20 protein-coding genes are annotated in these 23,135 nt (G+C 68.6%); 10 read left to right on the plus strand and 10 right to left on the minus strand.

The annotated features are described in order from the left end of the window. Nucleotides 1–19: 19 nt before the first annotated feature. From gnd to dnaA, 3 genes are all read right to left on the minus strand, one after another. A complete protein-coding gene (gene gnd / locus ACFQ7Q_RS02925) occupies nucleotides 20–898 on the minus strand; it encodes a phosphogluconate dehydrogenase (NAD(+)-dependent, decarboxylating) (RefSeq protein WP_362359528.1) in 879 nt (292 codons plus the stop codon). A gap of 109 nt (nucleotides 899–1,007) precedes the next feature. After that, complete coding sequence (gene dnaN / locus ACFQ7Q_RS02930; protein ID WP_030205035.1) at nucleotides 1,008–2,138, minus strand: DNA polymerase III subunit beta; 1,131 nt, start codon at nucleotides 2,136–2,138, stop codon at nucleotides 1,008–1,010. A gap of 871 nt (nucleotides 2,139–3,009) precedes the next feature. After that, nucleotides 3,010–4,785 (minus strand): chromosomal replication initiator protein DnaA, encoded by a 1,776-nt coding sequence (gene dnaA / locus ACFQ7Q_RS02935; protein WP_383548939.1) that lies wholly within the window; start codon nucleotides 4,783–4,785, stop codon nucleotides 3,010–3,012. A gap of 383 nt (nucleotides 4,786–5,168) precedes the next feature. Here dnaA and rpmH point away from each other — a divergent pair, with 383 nt between their 5' ends. The 9 genes from rpmH (at nucleotide 5,169) to ACFQ7Q_RS02980 (ending at nucleotide 11,939) form a co-directional block, all read left to right on the plus strand. Next, on the plus strand, nucleotides 5,169–5,306 hold the full coding sequence (rpmH, locus tag ACFQ7Q_RS02940; protein ID WP_060891143.1) for a 50S ribosomal protein L34: 138 nt from the start codon (nucleotides 5,169–5,171) through the stop codon (nucleotides 5,304–5,306). A gap of 21 nt (nucleotides 5,307–5,327) precedes the next feature. Beyond that, nucleotides 5,328–5,699, plus strand: a complete 372-nt coding sequence (gene rnpA / locus ACFQ7Q_RS02945; RefSeq protein WP_376439037.1) for a ribonuclease P protein component — start codon at nucleotides 5,328–5,330, stop codon at nucleotides 5,697–5,699. Then, entirely contained in the window at nucleotides 5,696–6,022 is a 327-nt protein-coding gene (gene yidD / locus ACFQ7Q_RS02950; protein WP_137994568.1) for a membrane protein insertion efficiency factor YidD, read from the plus strand. Before rnpA ends, yidD begins: the two co-directional genes overlap by 4 nt. 3 nt (nucleotides 6,023–6,025) lie before the next feature. Beyond that, nucleotides 6,026–7,336 carry a membrane protein insertase YidC gene (gene yidC, locus ACFQ7Q_RS02955; protein ID WP_383548944.1) on the plus strand — a complete coding sequence of 437 codons (1,311 nt, stop codon included), beginning with the start codon at nucleotides 6,026–6,028 and terminating at the stop codon, nucleotides 7,334–7,336. 13 nt (nucleotides 7,337–7,349) lie between these two features. Continuing rightward, nucleotides 7,350–7,862, plus strand: coding sequence for a protein jag (locus ACFQ7Q_RS02960; protein WP_383548947.1), 513 nt, complete (start codon nucleotides 7,350–7,352; stop codon nucleotides 7,860–7,862). A 115-nt stretch (nucleotides 7,863–7,977) separates the two neighbouring features. Then, the gene (rsmG, locus tag ACFQ7Q_RS02965) at nucleotides 7,978–8,694 is read left to right on the plus strand and encodes a 16S rRNA (guanine(527)-N(7))-methyltransferase RsmG (protein WP_383548949.1); all 717 of its coding nucleotides are present in this window, start codon (nucleotides 7,978–7,980) and stop codon (nucleotides 8,692–8,694) included. 289 nt (nucleotides 8,695–8,983) lie between these two features. Further along, nucleotides 8,984–10,060 (plus strand): ParA family protein, encoded by a 1,077-nt coding sequence (locus ACFQ7Q_RS02970; protein ID WP_383548952.1) that lies wholly within the window; start codon nucleotides 8,984–8,986, stop codon nucleotides 10,058–10,060. Beyond that, entirely contained in the window at nucleotides 10,057–11,163 is a 1,107-nt protein-coding gene (locus tag ACFQ7Q_RS02975) for a ParB/RepB/Spo0J family partition protein (protein ID WP_383548955.1), read from the plus strand. Before ACFQ7Q_RS02970 ends, ACFQ7Q_RS02975 begins: the two co-directional genes overlap by 4 nt. A gap of 158 nt (nucleotides 11,164–11,321) precedes the next feature. Next, the gene (locus tag ACFQ7Q_RS02980) at nucleotides 11,322–11,939 is read left to right on the plus strand and encodes a GNAT family N-acetyltransferase (RefSeq protein ID WP_376439053.1); all 618 of its coding nucleotides are present in this window, start codon (nucleotides 11,322–11,324) and stop codon (nucleotides 11,937–11,939) included. 75 nt (nucleotides 11,940–12,014) lie between these two features. On the opposite strand, the gene trxA is transcribed toward ACFQ7Q_RS02980, so the two are convergent. The 7 genes from trxA to ACFQ7Q_RS03015 form a co-directional block, all read right to left on the minus strand. Then, nucleotides 12,015–12,350, minus strand: a complete 336-nt coding sequence (gene trxA, locus ACFQ7Q_RS02985; protein ID WP_376439055.1) for a thioredoxin — start codon at nucleotides 12,348–12,350, stop codon at nucleotides 12,015–12,017. A gap of 49 nt (nucleotides 12,351–12,399) precedes the next feature. Beyond that, nucleotides 12,400–13,374, minus strand: coding sequence for a thioredoxin-disulfide reductase (gene trxB, locus ACFQ7Q_RS02990; RefSeq protein WP_383548960.1), 975 nt, complete (start codon nucleotides 13,372–13,374; stop codon nucleotides 12,400–12,402). 126 nt (nucleotides 13,375–13,500) lie between these two features. Then, nucleotides 13,501–14,412 (minus strand): hypothetical protein, encoded by a 912-nt coding sequence (locus ACFQ7Q_RS02995; protein ID WP_383548963.1) that lies wholly within the window; start codon nucleotides 14,410–14,412, stop codon nucleotides 13,501–13,503. Continuing rightward, nucleotides 14,409–15,113 (minus strand): RNA polymerase sigma factor SigM, encoded by a 705-nt coding sequence (sigM, locus tag ACFQ7Q_RS03000; RefSeq protein WP_383548966.1) that lies wholly within the window; start codon nucleotides 15,111–15,113, stop codon nucleotides 14,409–14,411. Before sigM ends, ACFQ7Q_RS02995 begins: the two co-directional genes overlap by 4 nt. Nucleotides 15,114–15,138: 25 nt before the next feature. Then, nucleotides 15,139–16,845: a protein kinase family protein gene (locus ACFQ7Q_RS03005; protein ID WP_383548970.1), complete on the minus strand. Its 1,707-nt coding sequence runs from the start codon at nucleotides 16,843–16,845 to the stop codon at nucleotides 15,139–15,141. A gap of 118 nt (nucleotides 16,846–16,963) precedes the next feature. Next, nucleotides 16,964–19,171 (minus strand): murein biosynthesis integral membrane protein MurJ, encoded by a 2,208-nt coding sequence (gene murJ / locus ACFQ7Q_RS03010; protein WP_383548973.1) that lies wholly within the window; start codon nucleotides 19,169–19,171, stop codon nucleotides 16,964–16,966. Between the two features lie 45 nt (nucleotides 19,172–19,216). Further along, nucleotides 19,217–21,505: a DUF6049 family protein gene (locus ACFQ7Q_RS03015; protein ID WP_383548976.1), complete on the minus strand. Its 2,289-nt coding sequence runs from the start codon at nucleotides 21,503–21,505 to the stop codon at nucleotides 19,217–19,219. Nucleotides 21,506–21,684: 179 nt separating this feature from the next. Between ACFQ7Q_RS03015 and ACFQ7Q_RS03020 the strand changes: the two genes are divergently transcribed. Continuing rightward, nucleotides 21,685–23,127, plus strand: a complete 1,443-nt coding sequence (locus ACFQ7Q_RS03020) for a CCA tRNA nucleotidyltransferase (RefSeq protein WP_383548979.1) — start codon at nucleotides 21,685–21,687, stop codon at nucleotides 23,125–23,127. The last annotated feature ends 8 nt before the right edge of the window (nucleotides 23,128–23,135 follow it).

Here is a 23,135-nt window from a genome sequence, read left to right on the forward strand (position 1 = left end):
GAGGTGCACAGCCTGTGGATTACTTCTTGGACTCGACCGCGTGGCCACCGAACTGGTTGCGCAGCGCGGCGATCATCTTCATCTGCGGGGAGTCGTCCTGACGGGACGCGAACCGCGCGAACAGCGACGCGGTGATCGCGGGCAGCGGCACCGCGTTGTCGATCGCGGCCTCCACCGTCCAGCGGCCCTCGCCGGAGTCCTGTGCGTAACCGCGGAGCTGGTCCAGGTGCTCGTCCTCGTCCAGCGCGTTGACCGCCAGGTCCAGCAGCCAGGAACGGATGACCGTGCCCTCCTGCCAGGAGCGGAAGACCTCGCGCACGTCGGTGACGGAGTCGACCTTCTCCAGGAGCTCCCAACCCTCGGCGTACGCCTGCATCATGGCGTACTCGATGCCGTTGTGGACCATCTTGGCGAAGTGGCCCGCGCCGACCTTGCCCGCGTGGACCGAGCCGAACTCGCCCTCGGGCTTGAGAGCGTCGAAGATCGGCTGGACCCGCGCCACGTGCTCGGCGTCGCCGCCGTACATCAGCGCGTAGCCGTTCTCCAGGCCCCAGACGCCACCGGAGACGCCGCAGTCGACGAAGCCGATGCCCTTGGCGGCGAGCTCCTCAGCGTGCTTCTCGTCGTCGGTCCAGCGGGAGTTGCCGCCGTCCACGACGATGTCGCCGGGAGCGAGCAGCTCCGCCAGCTCGTCGATGGTGGACTGGGTCGCGGCACCCGCCGGGACCATGACCCACACGACGCGCGGACCCTTGAGCTTGCCCACAAGCTCTTCCAGGCTGTGGACATCGGCGAGGTCCGGGTTGCGGTCGTATCCGATGACGGTGTGGCCTGCGCGGCGGATGCGCTCACGCATGTTGCCGCCCATCTTGCCGAGACCGACGAGACCGAGCTCCATCAGAGATTCCTTAAGCGTCGTGTGCGGTTTACCCGGGTCCGAGCCTACGCCCGCACCCGGGTGCACACCTGTGGGGTCAGCCGCTCAGTCGACGGCCACCCGAGGGCGTTCAGCCGCTGAGCCGCACCGGCATGATCAGGTACTTGTACGCCTCGTCCGCCTCGGCGTCGACCGCCGGCTTGCCGCTCAGCAGCGCGGGCTTGGTGGACGTCGTGAAGGAGAGCTGGGCGACCGGGGAGTCGATCGCGCTCAGACCGTCCAGCAGGAAGGTCGGGTTGAAGGCGATCGAGATGTCGTCGCCCTCCAGCTGCGCGTCCACACGCTCCACAGCCTGTGCGTCGTCGCTGGAGCCGGCCTCCAGGATCAGCACGCCCTGCTCGAAGCTGAGGCGGACCGGGGTGTTGCGCTCGGCCACCAGGGCCACACGCTTGACGGCCTCGACGAACGGGGCGGTCTCGATCACCGCGACCGAGTTGAACTCGGTGGGGAAGAGCGTCCGGTACTTCGGCAGGTCGCCCTCGAGCAGCCGGGTGGTGGTGCGGCGGCCGGCGCCCTCGAAGCCGATCAGGCCCTCGCCCTTGCCGGAGCCCGAGAGCGCCAGGGTGACCGTGTCGCCGCTCGTGAGCGCCTTGGCGGTGTCCAGGAGGGTCTTCGCGGGCACCAGGGCGACGGCGGAGGCGTCCGGGGACTCCGGCTTCCACAGGAACTCGCGGACCGCGAAGCGGTAGCGGTCGGTGGAGGCCAGGGTGACCGTGTCGCCCTCGATCTCGATGCGCACACCGGTGAGCACGGGCAGCGTGTCGTCACGGCCGGCGGCGATGGCCACCTGCGCGGCGGCGGAGGCGAAGACCTCACCGGGGACGGTGCCGGTCGCGGTGGGCATCTCCGGCAGCGCCGGGTACTCCTCCACAGGAAGGGTGTGGAGGGTGAAGCGGGAGGAGCCGCAGACCACGGTCGCCCGTACACCGTCTGTGGAAATCTCCACCGGCCGGTTGGGGAGAGCGCGGCAGATGTCGGCGAGCAGTCGGCCGGAGACGAGGACGGTGCCGTCCTCCTCGACCTCGGCCTCGACGGAGACACGCGCCGAGACCTCGTAGTCGAAGCTCGAGAAGCTCAGCGCGCCGTCCTCGGCCTTCAGCAGAAGGCCCGCGAGAACGGGGGCCGGCGGACGGGCCGGGAGGCTGCGGGCCACCCAGGCCACCGCCTCGGCAAGTACGTCGCGCTCCACCCGGATCTTCACCGGAACCGCCTCCTGCTTGTTGCTGGCTCTTCGTCGACTGCGGGAACCAGTCTGACGTACGCCGCCGACACTCGGTGCGGCTCGGGGTCAAGTCGCGACAAGAGGCCGCCGAGGCTCCGGCGCCGAGTTGTGCACAGGTCCCACTTCGAAGCGGATTCCGGGCTAACTCTATGTGGGAGTAGTAGTAGGGCCTGTGGAAACCGTGGATAACGTCATATGCGCAGGTCAACGCCGGTTTTTTGTCCACTGCCCCTGTGGGTGGACCCGGTGGACAACCGGGGTGTTCTGTGGACACCCGAAAGTTCTGCACACCCGGTACACAGGCAACCTGGAGTTCTCCCCAGTGCTGTCCCCAGCTTTACCCACGTTCCCCACAGCCCAACCGTCTCCCTTGGTGTGACCGCTTTCACTCGACGCGGTGATGCCGGGTGTTTTGTTGCCGAACGGTGGACAGCGGTGTGGAGAAGCTGTGGGCAACCGACGCCAGCCTGTGGGCCGCCGGTGGACAACCGAGAGGACCCCCTGTGGACGAAAGATTCGTCCACAGCCTGTGGATCACGGTTGCCAACAAATCCACACCCACCTGACCTGGAGTGATGACCTCTCAGCCGACGCGCCTGTGGATTCGATCCGGATAACTCCGCAGTCCCCACCCTGTGGACGGAAGATCATCCCCCAATCTGTGGAGAACGCGCCACTCGCTCCATGGATTCGAACAGCACGGCTGTGCACAAGCGTGTGGGAAACGGCGAAGGGCGCCCCGGGAGGTGTCCCGGAGCGCCCTTCGAGGGGTGCGGAGCGGCTCTCAGCCGTGCCGTGAGCCGCTTGAGCCGCCGTCTCAGCCGCGCTGTGAGCCGCTTGAGCGGCCGCCTCAGCCGTTCTTGATGCGGTTGGTCAGCTCGGTGACCTGGTTGTAGATGGAGCGCCGCTCGGCCATCAGCGCGCGGATCTTCCGGTCCGCGTGCATCACCGTCGTATGGTCGCGTCCGCCGAACTGCGCACCGATCTTCGGCAGCGACAGGTCCGTCAGCTCCCGGCACAGATACATGGCGATCTGGCGGGCCGTCACCAGGACCCGGCTGCGCGAGGACCCGCAGAGGTCCTCCACCGTGAGTCCGAAGTAGTCGGCCGTGGACGCCATGATGGCCGGCGCCGTGATCTCCGGCGCCGAGTCCTCGCCGCCCGGGATCAGGTCCTTGAGGACGATCTCGGTGAGACCCAGGTCCACCGGCTGCCGGTTGAGCGACGCGAACGCCGTCACCCGGATCAGCGCGCCCTCCAGCTCACGGATGTTCCGCGAGATGCGGGACGCGATGAACTCCAGTACCTCCGGCGGGGCGTTGAGCTGCTCCTGTACCGCCTTCTTGCGGAGGATCGCGATCCGCGTCTCCAGCTCCGGCGGCTGCACGTCGGTGGTGAGGCCCCACTCGAAGCGGTTGCGGAGCCGGTCCTCCAGGGTCACCAGCTGCCTGGGCGGCCGGTCGGAGGAGAGCACGATCTGCTTGTTCGCGTTGTGGAGCGTGTTGAAGGTGTGGAAGAACTCCTCCTGCGTCGACTCCTTGCTCGCGAGGAACTGGATGTCGTCGACCAGGAGGATGTCCACGTCGCGGTAGCGCTTGCGGAACGTGTCGCCCTTGCCGTCGCGGATCGAGTTGATGAACTCGTTGGTGAACTCCTCGGAGCTCACGTACCGCACGCGCGTGCCCGGGTAGAGGCTGCGCGCGTAGTGCCCGATCGCGTGCAGCAGGTGGGTCTTGCCGAGACCCGACTCGCCGTAGATGAAGAGCGGGTTGTACGCCTTCGCCGGCGCCTCGGCCACCGCGACCGCGGCGGCGTGGGCGAACCGGTTCGAGGAACCGATGACGAAGGTGTCGAAGAGGTATCGGGGGTTCAGCCGTGCGTGCTGCTCGCCCGGGGCACCGGCCGCGGAAGCCTGTCCGGTGGAGGAGACGCCGCCGCCCACGGGACCCGGTACCGGTCCGCCCGGTCGGAGACCGGGGCCCGTACCGGGGCGCGGAGCGTCGGGCAGCTCGGCCCGCTCCGGCCGCTGCGGCTGGTCGTAGGCGGACGGCCGCTCGTCGTACCGCGGCTGCTGGGGCTGATCCCTACGCGGGCCCGCGTAGGGATCGCGCTCCTGGAACGAGCCGAGCCGCGGCTGCTGCCAGGACAGGTCGTCCTGGGTGCGCGGCCAGGAGCCGGGGTCGGGGCGCTGCTGCTGGTAGTCCGGGTAGGCGGGGCGCGCCGTGGGCAGCCCGTCGTCCGGCATGGGCCGGTGACCGTAGCCGTCGTACTTGTCGTAGGACTCCGCCGGCGGCCGCTCGTCGTAGCGCGGCGGCTGCTGCTGGACCGGAGGGGCGAGCGGAGTCGGCTCGCCGACCGAGTCGTCGACGGTGATCGCGATCCGGATCGGGCGGCCGCACTCGCGGCTCAGGGTCTCGCTGATCAGCGGAGCCAGGCGTCCTTCGAGAACTCGCTTGCCCCATTCGTTGGGGACGGCGAGCAGTGCGGTGTCGGCCACCAGTGCGAGAGGCTGGCAGCGCTCGATCCACTGCTTGTCCTTGGGCTCGATGCCCTGCTGGCCTTCCGCGAGGAGCTGCTCGAGCACGCGTGGCCACACTGCGGCAAGATCGGCAGGTACGTCAGCCACAGGGCACGCTTTCTCGCAGGTCCCACGAATGTGTGGTTCTCGGGACGGTGGGTCGAAGTTCCGTCTAGGACAGGTAAGGACAGAACGGAAAAAGATTGAGGAGTCCAGCCACGGTAGTCGCGGCGGCTGACCTCGTTCAAGTTGTTGTCCACAGCCTGTGCACAATGGACCCCGGTGATCGGTCGGTTTGACCGGATGGCGTAGCCGCGCGTACCGTAACCAGGTCGAGTTGTCGATGGCTGCTGCCGCCTGCCTCCGATGGGCAAAGATCACGGTCTGTGATCGTGAAGCGGTGCACTCGGGCGTATTGCGAGCTACTCGTGGGCGCACGGTGACAGCCAGGCGATGTCCCGCCATCTACGAATCATTTCTGGAGCCCCCGAGTGAGCAAGCGCACCTTCCAGCCGAACAACCGTCGCCGCGCCAAGACCCACGGCTTCCGCCTGCGGATGCGTACGCGCGCCGGTCGCGCCATCCTGGCGAACCGCCGTTCCAAGGGTCGCTCGAGCCTGTCCGCCTGATCCGCTTAAACGGGTCATGACGTGCTGCCTACCGAGAATCGGCTGAGGCGGCGCGAGGACTTCGCAACCGCGGTACGCCGAGGGCGCCGGGCCGGTCGCCCGCTCCTCGTCGTCCACCTGAACAGCGGTGCAACGAACCCGCACGCGCCTGGGGAGAGCGCTTCCCCGGCACGTGCGGGTTTCGTCGTGAGCAAGGCCGTGGGCGGTGCCGTCGTACGCAATCAGGTAAAGCGACGCCTGCGCCATCTCGTCCGCGAACGACTGTCCGAGCTGCCCCCCGGTAGCCTGGTGGTCGTACGGGCGTTGCCCGGAGCCGGCGACGCCGATCACGCACAGCTGGCCCGAGACCTGGACACCGCTCTTCAGCGGCTCCTGGGAGGGGGCACGCGATGAAGTACCCGCTGCTGGCTCTCATCAAGCTGTACCAGTGGACGATCAGCCCGCTCCTCGGGCCCGTCTGCCGGTACTACCCGTCGTGTTCCCACTATGGATTCACGGCCATCGACCGGCATGGCGCGATCAAGGGCACAGCCCTGACCGCCTGGCGCATCCTGCGGTGCAATCCGTGGTCGCCCGGCGGCGTGGACCACGTGCCTCCGCGCAAGCGTCCTCGCTGGCATGAACTGCTGCGGAACGCGCTGCGTGGCGACAAGGGCGGGTCCACCGCCGAGACGAGCCCGGCCGCAGAGACCTCGCCCAATGCTCAAGGAGCCTGATTAGTGGACACGATTGCCAATTTCTTCAGCTTCATCACCACACCTGTCTCATGGGTGATCGTCCAGTTCCACAAGCTGTACGGGGCGATCTTCGGCCCTGACACGGGCTGGGCCTGGGGCCTGTCGATCGTGTCCCTCGTGGTGCTGATCCGTATCTGTCTGATCCCGCTCTTCGTGAAGCAGATCAAGTCGACGCGGAACATGCAGGCGCTCCAGCCGAAGATGAAGGCGATCCAGGAGCGCTACAAGAGCGACAAGCAGCGTCAGTCCGAAGAGATGATGAAGCTGTACAAGGAGACGGGTACCAACCCGCTCTCCTCGTGCCTGCCCATCCTGGCGCAGTCGCCGTTCTTCTTCGCCCTGTACTCGGTGCTGTCCCACATCGCCGAGGGCAAGACGATCGGCGTCATCGATCAGCCGCTGCTCGAGAGTGCCCGCCAGGCGCACATCTTCGGCGCTCCGCTGGCCGCCACCTTCACCGACAGTGCCGCCGAGGTCGCCGCTCTCGACGCCTCGCTGACCTCGGTCCGCATCGTCACCGCGGTCATGATCATCATGATGTCGGCCTCGCAGTTCTACACGCAGCGCCAGCTGATGATGAAGAACGTCGACCTCTCGGTGAAGACGCCGTACATGCAGCAGCAGAAGATGCTCATGTACATCTTCCCGGTGATCTTCGCCGTCATGGGTATCAACTTCCCCGTCGGTGTCCTCGTCTACTGGCTGACCACCAACGTGTGGACCATGGGCCAGCAGATGTACGTGATCAGCCAGAACCCCACCCCGGGCAGCAAGGCTCAGGACGCCTACCTCCAGCGCCTGCTGAAGAGCGTCGGGTCGCACGGTGAGGTCCGCGGTCGCCGCCGGAAGAACATCGTCAAGGCCATCGTCGCCAAGGGCGCTGATCGCAACGAGAACGAGCGCCGCTTCTTCTCGGGCCTGGCCAAGGCGGGCTTCGCCCCCCAGGTCGACGGCACCGTGATCAAGAGCGACACCGTCGCGGCCGAGGTCGAGGGCGGTGCCGCCGCCAAGCGCCAGCAGCCCAAGCGCCAGACCAAGGCGAAGCGTCAGGCCGCGGCCCAGCACTCCACGGCGAAGTCCGAGGACGCCGAGGATTCCGAGACGTCCGGCGAGAAGCCCACCACCTCGCTGGAGAAGAAGCCGCAGGACGAGGCGAAGAGCGAGGCCAAGGACGCGGATCAGGGCGACAAGCCCGCGCGTCCGAGCCGGGCCAACTCCGGCGGTAACCGTCAGGCCAAGTCCGGTCAGCGCAAGGGCCAGCAGCGCCCGAAGCACCCGTCGTCCAAGAAGTAGAAGGAGTCCATCCGTGACGGAAGGCACCATCTCCGCCGCCGCCGAGGGTGGCGACACCCTGACCCGCCTGGAGCAGGAGGGTGAGATCGCGGCCGACTACCTCGAGGGTCTGCTCGACATCGCCGACCTCGACGGCGACATCGACATGGACGTCGAGGCGGACCGAGCGGCGGTCTCGATCGTCAGCGACTCGAGCAGCCGCGACCTGCAGAAGCTCGTGGGCCGTGACGGCGAGGTGCTGGAGGCGCTCCAGGAGCTGACCCGACTGGCCGTGCACCGGGAGACCGGTGACCGCAGCCGGCTGATGCTCGACATCGCCGGGTTCCGCGCCAAGAAGCGCGAGGAACTCGCCGAGATCGGCGCCAAGGCCGCGTCCGAGGTGAAGTCGACCGGTGAGCCGGTCAAGCTGGACCCGATGACGCCGTTCGAGCGCAAGGTCGTGCACGACGCGGTCGCCGCGGCCGGTCTCCGCAGTGAGTCCGAGGGCGAGGAGCCGCAGCGCTTCGTCGTCGTACTCCCTGCCTGACCCCTCTCGCAGAGTCGGCCCCGTCTGCTCGCAGGCGGGGCCGATCTTGTCAGCCTGATAGTCAGCCACCACAGTGCGCTCGCACCTATGTGTGCGGTGCGGAAGGACGGTTCCCGTGACGGAGGCAGCGGAGCTCCCCCCTGCGCCCGAACAGGCGCGGACGGTATTCGGTGAGTTCTTCCCGGAGGCCGTCCGGTACGCGGAGCTCCTCGCGGACGCGGGCGTCAAGCGCGGGCTGATCGGCCCGCGTGAGGTTCCCCGACTGTGGGAGAGGCACCTGCTGAACTGCGCGGTGCTCTCCGAGGTGGTGCCCGAGGGCGTCACCGTGTGCGACGTCGGCTCGGGCGCCGGGCTGCCTGGTATCCCCCTGGCCCTCGTACGGCCGGACCTGAAGATCACGCTCCTGGAGCCCCTGCTCCGCCGTACGAACTTCCTCCAGGAGGTCGTGGAGCTGCTGGGTCTGGACCATGTCACCGTGGTGCGCGGCCGCGCCGAGGAGATGCTCGGCAAGCTCCCGCCCGTGCACGTCGTGACGGCGCGCGCCGTGGCGCCGCTGGACCGGCTGGCCGGCTGGGGAGTCCCGCTGCTGCGTCCGTACGGCGAGATGCTGGCCCTCAAGGGCGACACGGCCGAGGAGGAGATCGACGGCGCCCGCGCCGCGCTCTCCAAGCTCGGCGTGGTGGGAACCTCCGTGGTTCAGGTCGGCGAGGGCATCGTGGATCCGCTGTCGACCGTCGTACGGGTGGAGGTCGGCGAGAGCCCGGGCGGTGTGAGGTTCGCCGCAAAGCGCGCCAAGGCCGCCCGTACCAGCCGGACGCGTCGTCGCCGCTGATCCGTCAATGCGGCGTGATTGAGTCGTCAACGCGGCTCGACTGAGCCGTACAAGCTGCCATACGTACGTATTTCGGAGTGTCGAGCGGTCCTGCGTGGGCGGCGAGTGCATCGTGTTTCACGTGAAACGTCGCTCACTGCTGCAGGGGATCATCAGCCGCGGCCGCGCGGCTGCCACGCCCCGGGACCGCAAACCTCTCGCAAAGCCACTCGCGAGAGGGACGGGATTGTCCACAGAGGTGGATTCCTCCACAGAACCACGGGCCTCGCTGGTTCACGACCCCGAAAGCATGGCAGGCTCTGCTCATCGCGAGCCTGAAGCCGAGGAGAGTGAATCCTTGCGGTCCGACGCCAACATCGCGGGACCGATGACCGATCCGGTCCCCGGTCCCCGAACCGAATCGGTGGGGGAGGATGTTTCACGTGAAACACCGCCCCCGATGGACGACACCCCCATTGGTCGTGCTGCCCAACTGGCAGTAGAGGCACTGGGGCGTGCCGGCGAGGGTCTTCCCCGGCCTGCACAGACACGCGTGATGGTGGTTGCCAACCAGAAGGGCGGTGTCGGCAAGACGACCACGACGGTCAACCTTGCCGCCTCCCTGGCGCTGCACGGGGCGCGCGTCCTGGTCATCGACCTCGACCCGCAGGGCAACGCCTCCACGGCCCTGGGTATCGACCACCATGCCGAAGTTCCCTCGATCTATGACGTCCTGGTGGAGAGCAAGCCGCTCTCCGATGTGGTGCAGCCCGTTCAGGATGTCGAAGGTCTCTTCTGCGCTCCCGCCACCATCGATCTCGCCGGTGCGGAGATCGAGCTGGTGTCGCTGGTGGCGCGGGAGAGTCGACTGCAGCGAGCGATCCAGGCGTACGAGCAGCCGCTGGACTACATCCTGATCGACTGCCCGCCCTCGCTCGGCCTGCTGACGGTCAACGCCATGGTGGCGGGGGCCGAGGTGCTGATCCCGATCCAGTGCGAGTACTACGCGCTGGAGGGCCTGGGCCAGCTCCTGCGGAACGTCGACCTGGTGCGTGGGCACCTCAACCCCACGCTTCATGTCTCGACGATCCTGCTCACCATGTACGACGGCCGGACGAGGCTCGCCTCGCAGGTCGCCGACGAGGTGCGCACCCACTTCGGCGAGGAGGTGCTGCGGACCAGCATCCCGCGATCCGTGCGCATCTCGGAGGCGCCGAGCTACGGCCAGACCGTCCTCACCTACGACCCGGGCTCGAGTGGTTCGCTGTCGTATCTCGAGGCGGCCCGGGAGATCGCGCTGCGGGGTGTCGGCATCCAGTACGACCCGCAGCATGCCCACGTGGGCCACCAGAACAGCCAGCCAAGCATGTCGGAGGGGATCCAGTGAGTGAGCGACGTAGGGGGTTGGGGCGTGGGCTCGGTGCGCTGATCCCTGCTGCTCCCCAGGAGCGGCAGGCGCCGGCCGTGAGTGTGGGGGCGGGCGCTGCCTCCCCCGGAGCGGCTCCGGCCCTGTCCTCGGAGCGAGGTGTGGCTGCCGCGAAGGTGGCAACTCTTCCTCAGAGCCCGCAGTCCCCGGACTCGGTTGTTCCCGTGATCGAGACCGTGGTGGTCGAGGAGCCGGAGTCCCCCGCAGGGGCGCACTTCGCCGAGCTGCCGCTGGACTTCATCACGCCGAACCCGAAGCAGCCGCGCGAGGTCTTCGACGAAGATGCTCTGGCGGAGCTGGTCACCTCCATCAAGGAGGTCGGTCTGCTCCAGCCGGTCGTCGTGCGGCAGCTGGGTGCCGAGCGCTACGAGCTCATCATGGGCGAGCGTCGCTGGAGGGCGTGCCGTGAGGCCGGCCTGGAGCGCATCCCCGCGATCGTTCGAGCCACGGAGGACGAGAAGCTTCTCCTGGATGCCCTCCTGGAGAACCTCCACCGGGCACAGCTGAACCCGCTGGAAGAGGCCGCGGCCTACGACCAGCTGCTCAAGGACTTCAACTGCACCCACGACCAGCTGGCCGACCGCATCGGACGCTCGCGTCCGCAGGTCTCCAACACGCTGCGTCTGCTGCGGCTGTCGCCTCCGGTCCAGCGACGGGTCGCGGCCGGTGTCCTGTCGGCCGGTCATGCCCGTGCCCTGCTCTCCGTGGAGGACCCGGAGACCCAGGACAAGCTGGCGTACCGAATCGTGGCCGAGGGGCTCTCGGTTCGCGCGGTCGAAGAGATCGTGACGCTGATGGGCTCGGAGCCCACCGCCACGTCGAAGGCCAAGGGGCCGAGGGCGGGGGCGCGCGTCTCCCCGGCACTGACGGGTCTGGCGACCCGGCTCTCGGATCGCTTCGAGACCCGCGTGAAGGTCGACTTGGGGCAGAAGAAGGGAAAGATCGTCGTCGAGTTCGCCTCGATAGAGGATCTGGACCGCATTCTCTCGACGCTCGCTCCGGGCGAGGGGCGTGTCCTGGACCAGGTGAACTCCGAGCAGAACGAGGAGGACGAGGAGGGCTGATCCGCCTTCTGGAGCCTTCAGGGCGGGCCGTGTTCCGGTGAAAGCCGGGACACGGCCCGCCCCTTTGCCTGAGTGCGGTATCGCCCTGATCGCCCCATCGATACGATTCTGTGAGGGCGTATCCGTACTGCGATGGCCATGGGAAGCGAGGAACAGCCGTGGGGCGTCGGCTCGTACCGCTCACTCTGGACAACCTTCCGGACCTCCCCAAGCGGTGCCGCTCCTGCGTCTTCTGGGAGCTGGATCCCGTGAGCGGAGAGGCTGCGGTGAAGGCGGGTCGGCCGGAGTTGGAGAAGGAGGCATGGATCTCCGCGGTTCTGCTGGAGTGGGGATCCTGTGGGCGGGTGGTCTATGTGGACGAGGTCCCCGTCGGCTTCGTTCTCTACGCACCCCCGGCGTATGTGCCGCGCTCCATGGCCTTCCCCACGAGTCCGGTCTCTGCTGACTCGGTGCAGTTGATGACGGCCTGGATCATGCCGGGGTACCAGGGGCAGGGACTCGGCCGGATGATGGTGCAGACCGTTGCGAAGGATCTGCTGAGGCGCGGGTTCAAGGCGATCGAGGCGTTCGGGGACGCGCGATGGAAGGAGCCGGCCTGTGTGTTGCCTGCGGAGCATCTTCTCGCCGTGGGCTTCAAGACCGTGCGTCCCCATCCGAGCCATCCGCGGCTGAGGCTGGAACTCAGGACGACGCTCTCCTGGAAGGAGGACGTCGAACTGGCGCTGGACCGGCTCCTGGGCGCCGTCCAGAAGGAGCCGGCCCTGCGGCCCCTGTGAGGGCGAACCCTCCGACGACGACGGCCCGCCTCCATCCGGAGGCGGGCCGTTCGTGTTTCACGTGAAACAGAGGCGTCAGGCAGTGGCCTCGACGAAGCCCTCGAGGTCGCGGAGGATCGCGGCCTTCGGCTTGGCGCCGACGATCGTCTTCACGACCTCGCCGCCCTGGTAGACGTTCAGCGTCGGGATGGACATGACGCCGTACTTCGCAGCCGTGGCCGGGTTCTCATCGATGTTGAGCTTCACGACCTCGATCTCGCCGTGCTCGGCGGCGATGGCCTCGAGCGACGGGGCGATCTGGCGGCACGGACCGCACCAGGCGGCCCAGAAGTCCACCAGGACGGGCTTGTCGCTCTTGAGGACGTCTTCCTCGAAGGAAGCGTCGGTCACGTTCTTCAGGGCGCCGGCCACGGCGACCTCCTTAACTTCGCGGGGTGTGGGGTGGGGAAAGCCGGGTGGGTCAGACCGCGGGAGTCGTCGCCGGCTCGGCGACCTTCTCGTTGTCGGCAAGGGCGGCCAGGAAACGCTCGGCGTCGAGCGCGGAGGAGCAGCCGGTGCCGGCAGCGGTGATCGCCTGGCGGTAGGTGTGGTCGACGACGTCACCGGCGCCGAAGACACCGGAGAGGTTGGTCCGCGTCGACGGGGCGTCGACCTTGAGGTAGCCCTCCTCGTCCAGCTCCAGCTGGCCCTTGAAGAGCTCCGTGCGCGGGTCGTGGCCCACGGCGATGAAGAGACCGGTCACCGGCAGCTCGCTGGTCTCGCCCGTCTTGGTGTTGCGCAGGGTCAGACCGGAGAGCTTCTGGTCACCGTGGATCTCGGCGACCTCGCTGTCCCAGGCGAACTTGATCTTCGGGTCGGCGAAGGCGCGGTCCTGCATCGCCTTGGAGGCGCGCAGCGAGTCCCGGCGGTGGACGATCGTGACGGACTTGGCGAAGCGCGAGAGGAAGGTGGCCTCCTCCATCGCGGTGTCGCCGCCGCCGACGACGGCGATGTCCTGGTCCTTGAAGAAGAACCCGTCGCAGGTGGCGCACCAGGAGACACCGCGGCCGGAGAGCTCGTCCTCCTTGGGCAGCCCGAGCTTGCGGTGCTGGGAGCCGGTGGTGACGATGACGGCCTTCGCACGGTGCACGGTGCCGGCGGTGTCCGTGACGGTCTTGATCTCTCCGGTGAGGTCCACGGCGACGACATCGTCGGGGACCAGCTCGGCACCGAAGCGCTCGGCCTGGGCGCGCATGTTGTCCATCAGGTCCGGGCCCATGATGCCGTCACGGAAGCCGGGGAAGTTCTCCACGTCGGTCGTGTTCATCAGCGCGCCACCAGCGGTGACAGCACCTTCGAAGACCAGCGGCTTCAGCGACGCACGCGCCGTGTAGAGCGCAGCGGTGTAACCCGCGGGCCCGGAGCCGATGATGATCACGTTACGGACGTCGCTCACGGGTTTCTTCCTCGTCTCTGCAGACTGCCTACTACCTACGGGGCGGTCGATCGGTGACTCTCACCCCACCCAACGGATCCTAAGGGGCGAGCATTCCCGAGACCGCCGCGCGGCACGGCGTCTATGTCAGGAGCGGGGGTAGGACCTCGTCATCAGAACCTCGGCCTTGGCCTGTCCGCCGCCGTCGGCGCAGGAGGCGTCCAGCACGAATGCCTGCACATGCGTGCCCGCGGTTCCCTGAGGCAGCACGACGAGATAGGCCGGGGTGCCTTGGTACTCGCCCCTCTGGAAGGCGAGAACCGTGTCGGTCCGGCCCGTCCCGGCCTTGACGCAACTGGGCAGAGACTCCGCCATGCCCCGCTTCGTGGTGTCACCACCGTTCTCGGCGGACATGGACTCCGGAGGAGAGCTGTCGGGGACCTTGAGAGTCCCCTGCGTCTGCAGGAGGTCCTGCACCCGGACCTCGACCGGCCGGCCGTCGAACTGGTCCGCGGCGAATCCGCTGGCGGCGGTGTCGGTCTTCTTGTCGCCCGACTCGCCACTGAGCGTCTGGATGCCGCCCTGGACGAAGAAGAGACTCATGCCCAGCGCAGCGGCACCGAAGACCGCGCCGAGCGCGGCGATCCGGCGGCGTCGAGTCTTGTGGCGGCCCGGGCCGGTGGCGGCGCGTGGGCGGCCGGCAGGACGATCCGTGGCCGCCGGCGTCGGACTGGGGTGTGGAGTCGGGGTGCTCGCTGTTTCACGTGAAACATGCGCGTCGACATCCCGCGTGGTGGAGTTCAGGAGCGCTTCGGCTGCCAGGGCGGCATCGATGCGGCCGGCGATCTCGGCGGGCATCCGCGGCGGCCCGGGGAGTGTGCCGAGCAGCCCACGGATCTCCTCCAGAGAGGTCCGTACATCGGCGCACAGAGAGCAGTCGTCGAGATGCCTTCTCACGGCCGCGGTGCGGGACGGAGAAAGCAGCCCCTCGGTGAGATCGGAGATCTCCGAGACGTCAGGGTGCTGTGTTGTGTCGGCCCTGCCGGTCGTGGAAGTCACGCGCGCCCACCTCCGCCCTTCACAGCAGCCGGACCATTCGATCCGTTATCCGTTGGCCCCGACACCGGTGGGACGGATGTCCCCGGCGTCCGGTTCCTTCCCCGGTCGGTGGCCTCGTTACCCCCCGTATCGGCGCGCAGATGGATGACCATCGGCAGCAACCGGGCCCGCCCTCGCGCACAGCGGCTCTTCACCGTTCCGGTGGGGACATCCAGGATGCGGGCTGCCTCCGCCACGGGGTATCCCTGCATGTCCACCAGGACGAGCGCGGCGCGCTGGTCCTCGGGGAGCTTGGCGAGGGCAGCCAGCAACTCACGGTGGAGGTCCTGGCGCTCGGCCGGGGCCTCGGCGGACTCGGCGGGTTCGAGGAGCTGCTCGAAACGTGCCGTGTCGTCCATGGGAGAGGTCTTGCGGGAGGCGGTCTTGCGCGCACGGTCGAGGCACGCGTTCACCGTGATCCGGTGGAGCCAGGTCGTGACAGCCGACTGGCCCCGGAAGGTATGCGCGGCCCGGAAGGCGGAGACGAGGGCGTCCTGAACGGCGTCAGCGGCCTCCTCGCGGTCTCCCAGCGTCCGCAGGGCCACGGCCCACAGCCGATCGCGGTGTCGCCGTACAAGCTCACCGAAGGCGTCGGGATCGCCCGCGACATGGCGCGCCAGGAGATCCTGGTCGCTGATGTCGCCGCCTATGGCTTCGTCCAACGGTGAGCCCCCTCCCCGGATGCCGTCAGCTCGTGATCTTGATGTCCGTGATCTTGCCGCGGAAGTTGCCCTCGTCGCTGCCCGGCAGTTCCGTCAGCCAGACCAGAACGTAGCGCGTCGTGATCGGCTTCGCGGGCTTCAGCGTCACCTTCTCGCCGGATCCCTTGGCCCCTGTGGCGAAGGCGTCCGGGGTCGTCGGTTCTTCCTTGGCATCCGCCGGGGCAGTCCGCAGCTCCACCGAGGTGTGGCCGATGAACGAGATGTCGACCGAACCGACCTGTTGCGTCTTGCCCAGGTCGAGGACGATTCCCACGCCCGACTTGAGTCGGCCGAAATCGGCGCTGTAGTAGCCGTCTGTGTTCCAGAAACTGCTCGGGTCGCCGTCGTAGGCGTTCTTTATGCCCTGGGGCTTCTCCGAGCCGTCGCCCAGCGGGTCGAAGTCGTGCGCGCCGACGATCGCGACGGCCTTGCCCGTCGCCGGCTCCTTCTCGTCCGTTTCGTCCTGCGGCTGGGTCGTCTGCTGGGGCTGGTCGGTCTTGTTCTGGTCCAGCAGACGGTCGGCGATCTGCCAGCTGCCCAATCCCAGCGCGGCGATGAGGAGCGCCGACACGGCCCACTTCAGGGCCCTGCCCGTACGGCTCTCCAGCGGCGCCGGAGGTGCCATCACGGGCTGGGTGACCGCGGCGCCCGGGCGCTGCTGCGGGCGGCCGTACGTGCCCTGTTGGTAGGTGGTGCGCTGGTACTCGGGCGGAGTGGGGAACTCGGGCTCCGGCGGGCGGATGCGGGGCATCGCCGCCACGGCCTTGGCGAGCTCGTCCGGGGTGGTGCAGGGAGGCTCCTGGCGCGAGGCGGTGGCCCCGTCGTTGGCCAGGGCGCGCATGGCGATCTCGGAGAGGCCGCGATGGACGCCGGCCCGCACCTGGTCGGGGGCCAGCAGGCCCACGCCCTTGGGCAGCCCCGAGAGGCCGTAGGCGTCACTGTCGTACGGCCAGCGCTGGGTGAGCGCCGCGTACAGCAGGGCGCCGATCGCCTCGGTGTCCGTGCGCTGGGGGCGCTCCGCGCTGATCCCGCGCAGCGCGGCGTTCACGGCCAGGCCACGGATCCGGTACTGGCCGGTGGAGCTGCGCAGCACCGCGCTCGGCGTGAGGCGCAGATGGGCGAGCCCTTCGCGGTGCGCGGCGGCCATCGCCTGGGAGACCTGGCTGACGAGCTGGTAGGCGTCGTGCGGCTCCAGAGGACCCGCGGCGAGCAGCGTCGTCAGCTCGGTGGAGTCGGGAAGCCACTCGTGCACCACGTACACGAGATCGTTCTCTTCCACGGCGTCGAGGACCTGGACGAACCGGGGGTCTCCGAGCAGCGCCGAGGAACGGGCCGCCGCGAGGACCGAACGGGCCCGCGGGTGGTCGGCCGGCAGCAGATGGACACCGACCGCTCGCCGCAGTTTCTCGTCGACGGCACGCCAACTGCTGAATCCGTCCAGACGAGTGACGCACTCCTCCAGGCGGTAACGCCTGGCCAACTTGTGCCCGCTGTGCAGTTCGGGTGTCTCGATGGAGGGCTGTTCGCCGTTCTGCCGGGTCCCGGCCTCGTCCTCTGCGACCTCGGCGGACTTCTCCGCCGTGTCCTGCGCTTCCGCCACCCCGTCGGTCGCGGCCTTGTCCGCCTTGGCGGTCAGCGGGTCGTCACCGCTGTTGTCGGCCACGTCGACGGCAGCCGTGCTACGTTCCGCCACCGTCGTTCCTGCCTCCCCATCCGTTGCGCCACATCCAACAGCCAAGCCAATTGTGCCCACAGTCGGCCGCTATGCACGACACGCGGCGGCCGACGATGGTTGTGCGGGACCGGTTTCCCTACCGACCCAGACGTCCACGGACCATACCGACCAAGGAGTTCAGCTCCTCGATCCGCATCCGCTTCGCCGCCACGAAGAAGACTCCGAGCAGCACCGCACCGCCGACGAGCAGGGCCACCAGGGAGCCGAGAGCGCCGTCACCGACGACCTGGAGCAGGCCGAAGCCCACCGCTCCGGCCACGATCGCGGCGGGCAGCGAGGCGAGGCAGAGACGGGCGTAGGTCCGCATGACATGGGCGCCGTCCAGGTCGCCACCCAGTCGGTTGCGAAGGCGACGCCAGGCGACGCCGACGCCGACCGCGTAGGCCAGACCGTACGAGGCGGCCATGCCCACGACGGCCCACCGGGCGGGCAGGACGAAGTAACAGACGGCCGAGGCGGCCGCGTTGACGGCGGCGACGATGACCGTGTTGTAGAAGGGCGTCCGGGTGTCCTCGTAGGCGTAGAAGCCACGCAGGACGACGTACTGGACCGAGTACGGGATGAGCCCGAGTCCGAAGGCCATCAGGATGAAGCCCATGCCCTGGGCCGCCTCGATGCCGCTGGAGGCGTAGAGCAGGGTGCTCATCGGGACGCCGAGCGCGAGGAACGCGAAGGCGACCGGGACGATCGCGACGGCGGAGTTCCGCAGACCCTGCGAGATGTCGTCGCGGACGGCGCCGGGGTCGTTGTCGTGGGCCGCGCGGGAGATGCGGGGCAGCAGCGCTGCCATGACCGAGACGGTGATGATGGCCTGCGGCATACCCCAGATCAACTGGGCGTTGGAGTACGCCAGGAAGCCGGCGCCGTCCCTGCCGGACTCCTCACCGGCCGCGGTGGCGAGCTGCGTCACGACCAGGACACCGGCCTGGTTGGCCAGCACGAACAGCACGGTCCACTTGGCCAGTTTGACCGTCTTGCCGAGGCCGTGGCCCTTCCAGTCGAAGCGGGGGCGGAACCGGAAGCCCGTCTCGCGGAGGTAGGGAATCATCGCCAGGGCCTGGACGGCCAGGCCGAGCAGGGTGCCGATGCCGAGCAGGCGGATGCCGTCGTCCGGGATGGTCTGGACGCCCATCTGGGATTCGGCGGAGGTGCCGTAGACCCAGATGAACAGACCGAACGTGACGATCATGACGATGTTGTTGAGGACCGGAGTCCACATCATCGCGCCGAACTTGCCACGGGCGTTGAGGATCTGACCCATCACCACATGGACACCCATGAAGAAGATCGTGGGCAGGCAGTAGCGGGCGAAGGTGACGGCGACGCTGTTGGCCGCCGCGTCGTCGGCGATGGTGTTCGACATCGCCCGGATCAGCAGCGGGGCGGCGAAGACCGCGACGACCACGATCGCGCCGAGCGCCACCATGACCAGAGTCAGCAGCCGGTTGGCGTAGGCCTCGCCGCCGTCCTCGTCGTTCTTCATCGAGCGGACCAGCTGCGGCACGAAGACCGAGTTGAGGCCGCCGCCGACCGTCAGGATGTAGATCATCGTCGGCAGGGTGTACGCGATGGTGAACGTGTCACCGAGCAGCGCGGCACCGAGCGCGCCGGTGATGACCAGGCTGCGGACGAAGCCGGTGAGGCGGGAGACCAGCGTGCCGGCTGCCATCACCGCGCTCGACTTGAGCAGCCCGGAGGCGCGGCCTGACTTCTTCGGGGCGGGGGCGGGCATCGGGTTCGGCTCCGGAGCGGGCGGGGGCACCTGACCGGGGGTCTGCTGGTCCCGGTAGAGGTGCGCGAAGGCGTCCGGCTCGGGCTTCTCGTCACCGGCCCGGGTCACCAGGTCGTCCACTCCGGTGAACTGGACCGTGCGGGGGTCGTCGCCGTACGGCAGATGGCGTGAGGGGCCGTCCGGCTCGGGCGCCGGGGTCTGGGCCCAGACCCGCGGGTCTGGGGCGTGCTCGGGCGCGGCCGGCTGCTGGTAGAGCGGCTGAGGCTCCTGGTAGGTGCCAGGCGGCGGCGGAGGGTGGGCCGCGCGGTCGTAGAGCGCCTCGGTCACCGGGTCCTGAGCGGAGAGGTCCTGCGCCCGGTAGGGATCGTGGGTGTACGCGTCCTCGACGTAGGGGTCCTGGGCGTACTGGTTCTGGGCGTACGGGTCCGAGGCGGGCTGCTGCGGCGAAGGGGCCGGCGGCCGGCCGGGTCCCGGGGTCGCCGAGGGCGTACCACCGGACGGCTCGGTGCCGCCCGCGCCCTGGCCGCGGTCACCGTCGTACGGCGCGTTCATGGTTACCCCACCTCATCGTCCCCGGCCGACCGGCCACGACATCGCTCAACGGTCCACCTTCTCACCCGCGCCCGACGGGTCGCCGCTTTCGGGACCGGTGTCCGGCGTCGGGTCACTCGGCTGCTCGGGATCGTTCTCCTCCGCCGCCTCCGCTTCGGCGTTCCTGGCCGCCGCGCGCTTGCGTTGGGTGTACATCCGCGCCCCGGCGAGGACCAGGAGCAGCACACCGCCGGCGATGACGAGCATCACGGTCGGCGTGATCTCGGAGACCTTCACCGTGAACTGCATCGGCTGTCCGTACGGCGTGCCGTCCTCGGTGAACAGCTGGGCCGTCATCGGCACGGGGCCGTTGGCGTTGGCCGAGGCGGTGAACTTCACCGACTGGCTGTGCCCGCCGCCGATCTTGACGGGCAGCTCGGCGACGTCGTCACCGTTGAGCTTCAGACGGGTCTTGTTGCTGGAGGTCAGTCGCAGTACCAGATGGTCCACACCTTGCAGCAGCTTGTTCTGCACGGTCACCGGGATGGTGGCGCTGCGGCCGGAGAGCGTGAGATCCGACTTGCTGATCAGCTGGACCCCCTTGGAGAGGGTCTTCAGGTACTCCTGCACCGTGATCCGGTAGAGCGACGCCGCAGGCGCCTGTCCGCGCCAGGACGTGGACATCTCACGGCTGATCGCGTTGCCGAACGGCGTCACCACACGGTCCGGCTGGGTCAGGATGACCTTGAAGTCGTCGAGCGCCCCACGGGTGTCCTGCATCTCGCGGAAGGCCTGCACCGGCAGTTCCTGCTTGCGCAGAGCCTGCGGGTAGCGGGATGCGCCGGGCACCTTGGTGTTCGCGTCCGGGTCCGGCTTCACCGCGGAGGCGGCGACCAGGTCCAGGGACTGCGTCCAGCGCTGGGCGGACAGGCCGCGCAGCGCGTTCGCCATGGTCTCCGCCTGGGCCGTGGTCGGCATCCGCTGGGGAGCGACCACGATGCTGCGCTGCAGGTCCGGCTGCTCCAGGGTCACCGCGAGCGTCTGGGCCAGGAACTCCTGGACGGCGAGCGTGGAGTTTCCGGCGGGGAGCATGTCGCCCTCGAACGCCGTCGACAGGTAGGCGTCGCTGACGACGGCGGTGGTGCCGCCACCGATGGGCCGAGCCGCCGTCGGGGTGTACGGGAGGTCGTCCCGGAAGCTGTCCGATCGGGCGATGACCTTGCGGGCACCGGCCGAGGTCGCGACATCCATGATCGAGGGGTCGACGGCTCCGTCGACGGGCCAGGAGAAGTCCGTGGACGGCTTCACGTGGAGGATGGTCTCCACGGTCGACCCGGCCAGCTCCGTCGCGGGCTGGAGATGGCTCACGGAGCCGGGGACGTCCTTGCCCCGGTGGGCGAGGGAGGCGATGTCCGGGTCGGCGAACGGCAGGGCGACGACCTTGCGTCCGACCACCGCCTTCTCCAGTGCGTCGAGCCATCGCTCGGCGACTGCCTGGTTCCTGCCGGGCACGGTCGTCGTGCCGGACTTGACCTGGTAGTTCTTCGTCATGGCGTCGACGGTGGCCAGCAGGTCCGGGTCGATCACCCAGGTGACGGGGAGTTCCTTGCCCAGCGTCACCATGTGGTCCAGCCGGCCGCCCGGTGCGAGCTCGGCGGCCAGCTCGTCGTTCTCGAAGACCGGCGTCTGCTGGTCGTCCGTGCCGGTCTCCGCCGACACATGGGCCGAGGAGATCAGCGGCCAGAGGTAGGTGAGCTGGGTCTTCTTCTCCGTCGCCTCGGGCTGGTAGGGCAGGAAGGTCCGCTCGATACCGAGGACCCGCTCGCCCGACTGCGCGGGTGTCTGCCCCGAGAGGGAGACGCCCAGCTGGTAGACGCCCCCGTCCTCCTCGAGCCCGAGCTTGGCGACCGGTACGGAGAGCGAGAACTCCTTGCTGAGTCCGGCTGCCAGCTGAGGAATCGCGACCTTGTAGCTGCCGCCCAGAGGCGCGGGGTCGCTGGCGGGGTGGAAGCCCGTGCGATTCGAGACGGCCTCGATCTCGCTCCGGCTCGTCATCCGGGGGCCGACCCTGACGTCCACCGTGGCATTGGTGACCGCCTGCTTGCTCTGGTTGGTCACCCGCCCGGAGACGGTGAGCGTGTCGCCCTCGACCGGTGCGCTCGGGGAGAGCGTGTTGAGGGACACATCGACGGTCCGGGAGCCGGAGGCCACCTCGGATGCTGCCGCCGGAGCGGCCGTCGCGCCCTGCAGGAGGCCGGCCAGTAGCGGCGCTGCTGCGAGGAGTGACGCTGTGCGCCGAAGCCAACGGCGGGCAGGTGAGGGGACGGTCCCCTGGATGTCTGCCGCCTCGGCCACGCGTTCGCCCGTCCTCGTCGTATCAGTGGTGTCGGTGGTTCGCCGTTGCTGTGTCCACGCATGGTAACGAGGCACGCTGTGGCCAAGTGCCGGGGACTGCTCCAGCTGATGCGAGCAGAGGGTCGGCCCACGGAAAACGGGGACGCTGCCGTGGGTCGGGGCACGTACCCTTTTCTGTTGTGCCGAACGCCAACGAAGACACCCCGACTGCACTGAGCCAGGTGCAACGCCGCGCGGTCAGTGAACTACTGCGCGTATCCCCTGTCGCCGACGACCTCGCCATCCGCTTCCAGGAGGCAGGGTTCAGCCTCGCGCTGGTCGGCGGCTCGGTACGGGACGCGTTGCTCGGCCGGCTCGGCAATGATCTCGATTTCACTACCGATGCCCGCCCCGAGGACGTCCTGAAGATCGTCCGCCCGTGGGCGGACGCCGTCTGGGAGGTCGGGATCGCCTTCGGCACGGTCGGGTGCCAGAAGAGCGGCTACCAGATCGAGGTGACGACGTACCGCTCCGAGGCGTACGACCGGACCTCGCGCAAGCCCGAGGTGTCCTACGGCGACTCCATCGAGGAGGACCTCGTCCGGCGTGACTTCACGGTCAACGCCATGGCCGTGGCCCTCCCGGAGAAGGAGTTCATCGACCCGCACGGCGGGCTCGACGACCTCGCCGCGCGGCTGCTGCGGACGCCCGGCACGCCGGAGGAGTCCTTCTCCGACGACCCGCTGCGCATGATGCGTGCGGCGCGCTTCGCCGCCCAGCTCGACTTCGAGGTAGCCCCCGAGGTCGTCGCGGCGATGACCGACATGGCCGGCCGGCTCGAGATCGTCTCCGCCGAGCGGGTCCGTGACGAGTTCAACAAGCTGCTGCTCTCCGCGTACCCGCGGAAGGGCCTCGGTCTGCTGGTCGACACGGGCCTCGCCGATCACGTCCTGCCCGAGCTGCCTGCCCTGCGGCTCGAGAGTGACGAGCACCACCGGCACAAGGATGTCTACGAGCACTCCCTGACCGTTCTCGACCAGGCGATCGACCTGGAGGAGGACGGGCCGGATCTCGTGCTCAGGCTCGCCGCTCTGCTGCACGACATCGGCAAGCCGCGTACCCGTCGCTTCGAGAAGGACGGGCGGGTCTCGTTCCACCACCATGAGGTGGTCGGCGCGAAGATGACCAAGAAGCGGATGACGGCGCTGAAGTACTCCAACGAGATGATCAAGGACGTCTCGCACCTGGTCGAACTGCATCTCCGCTTCCATGGCTACGGAACCGGAGAGTGGACCGACTCCGCGGTGCGCCGCTATGTACGCGACGCCGGCCCGCTGCTCTCGCGGCTGCACAAGCTGACCCGGTCGGACTGCACGACGCGGAACAAGCGCAAGGCCGGAGCCCTCTCGCGTGCCTACGACGGCCTGGAGGAGCGGATCGCGCAGCTCCAGGAGCAGGAGGAGCTGGACTCGATCCGGCCCGACCTGGATGGCAACCAGATCCAGGAGATCCTGGGCATCCGGCCCGGGCCCGCCGTCGGGCAGGCGTACAAGTTCCTTCTGGAGCTGCGCCTGGAGAACGGGCCGATGGAGCACGAGGCGGCGGTCGCGGCGCTCAAGGAGTGGTGGGCGACCCAGAGCTGAGCCGCAGC

The organism is Streptomyces sp. NPDC056527 (assembly GCF_042794475.1).
Lineage (GTDB): Bacteria > Actinomycetota > Actinomycetes > Streptomycetales > Streptomycetaceae > Streptomyces.

What these genes read in the sequence shown, in the direction of transcription:
- gnd (WP_362359528.1), bottom strand. Translation starts at nt 898, where the DNA reads ATGGAGCTCGGTCTCGTCGGTCTCGGCAAGATGGGCGGCAACATGCGT.
- yidD (WP_137994568.1), top strand. Translation starts at nt 5,696, where the DNA reads ATGAAGTACCCGCTGCTGGCTCTCATCAAGCTGTACCAGTGGACGATC.
- ACFQ7Q_RS02970 (WP_383548952.1), top strand. Translation starts at nt 8,984, where the DNA reads ATGGCAGGCTCTGCTCATCGCGAGCCTGAAGCCGAGGAGAGTGAATCC.
- murJ (WP_383548973.1), bottom strand. Translation starts at nt 19,171, where the DNA reads ATGAACGCGCCGTACGACGGTGACCGCGGCCAGGGCGCGGGCGGCACC.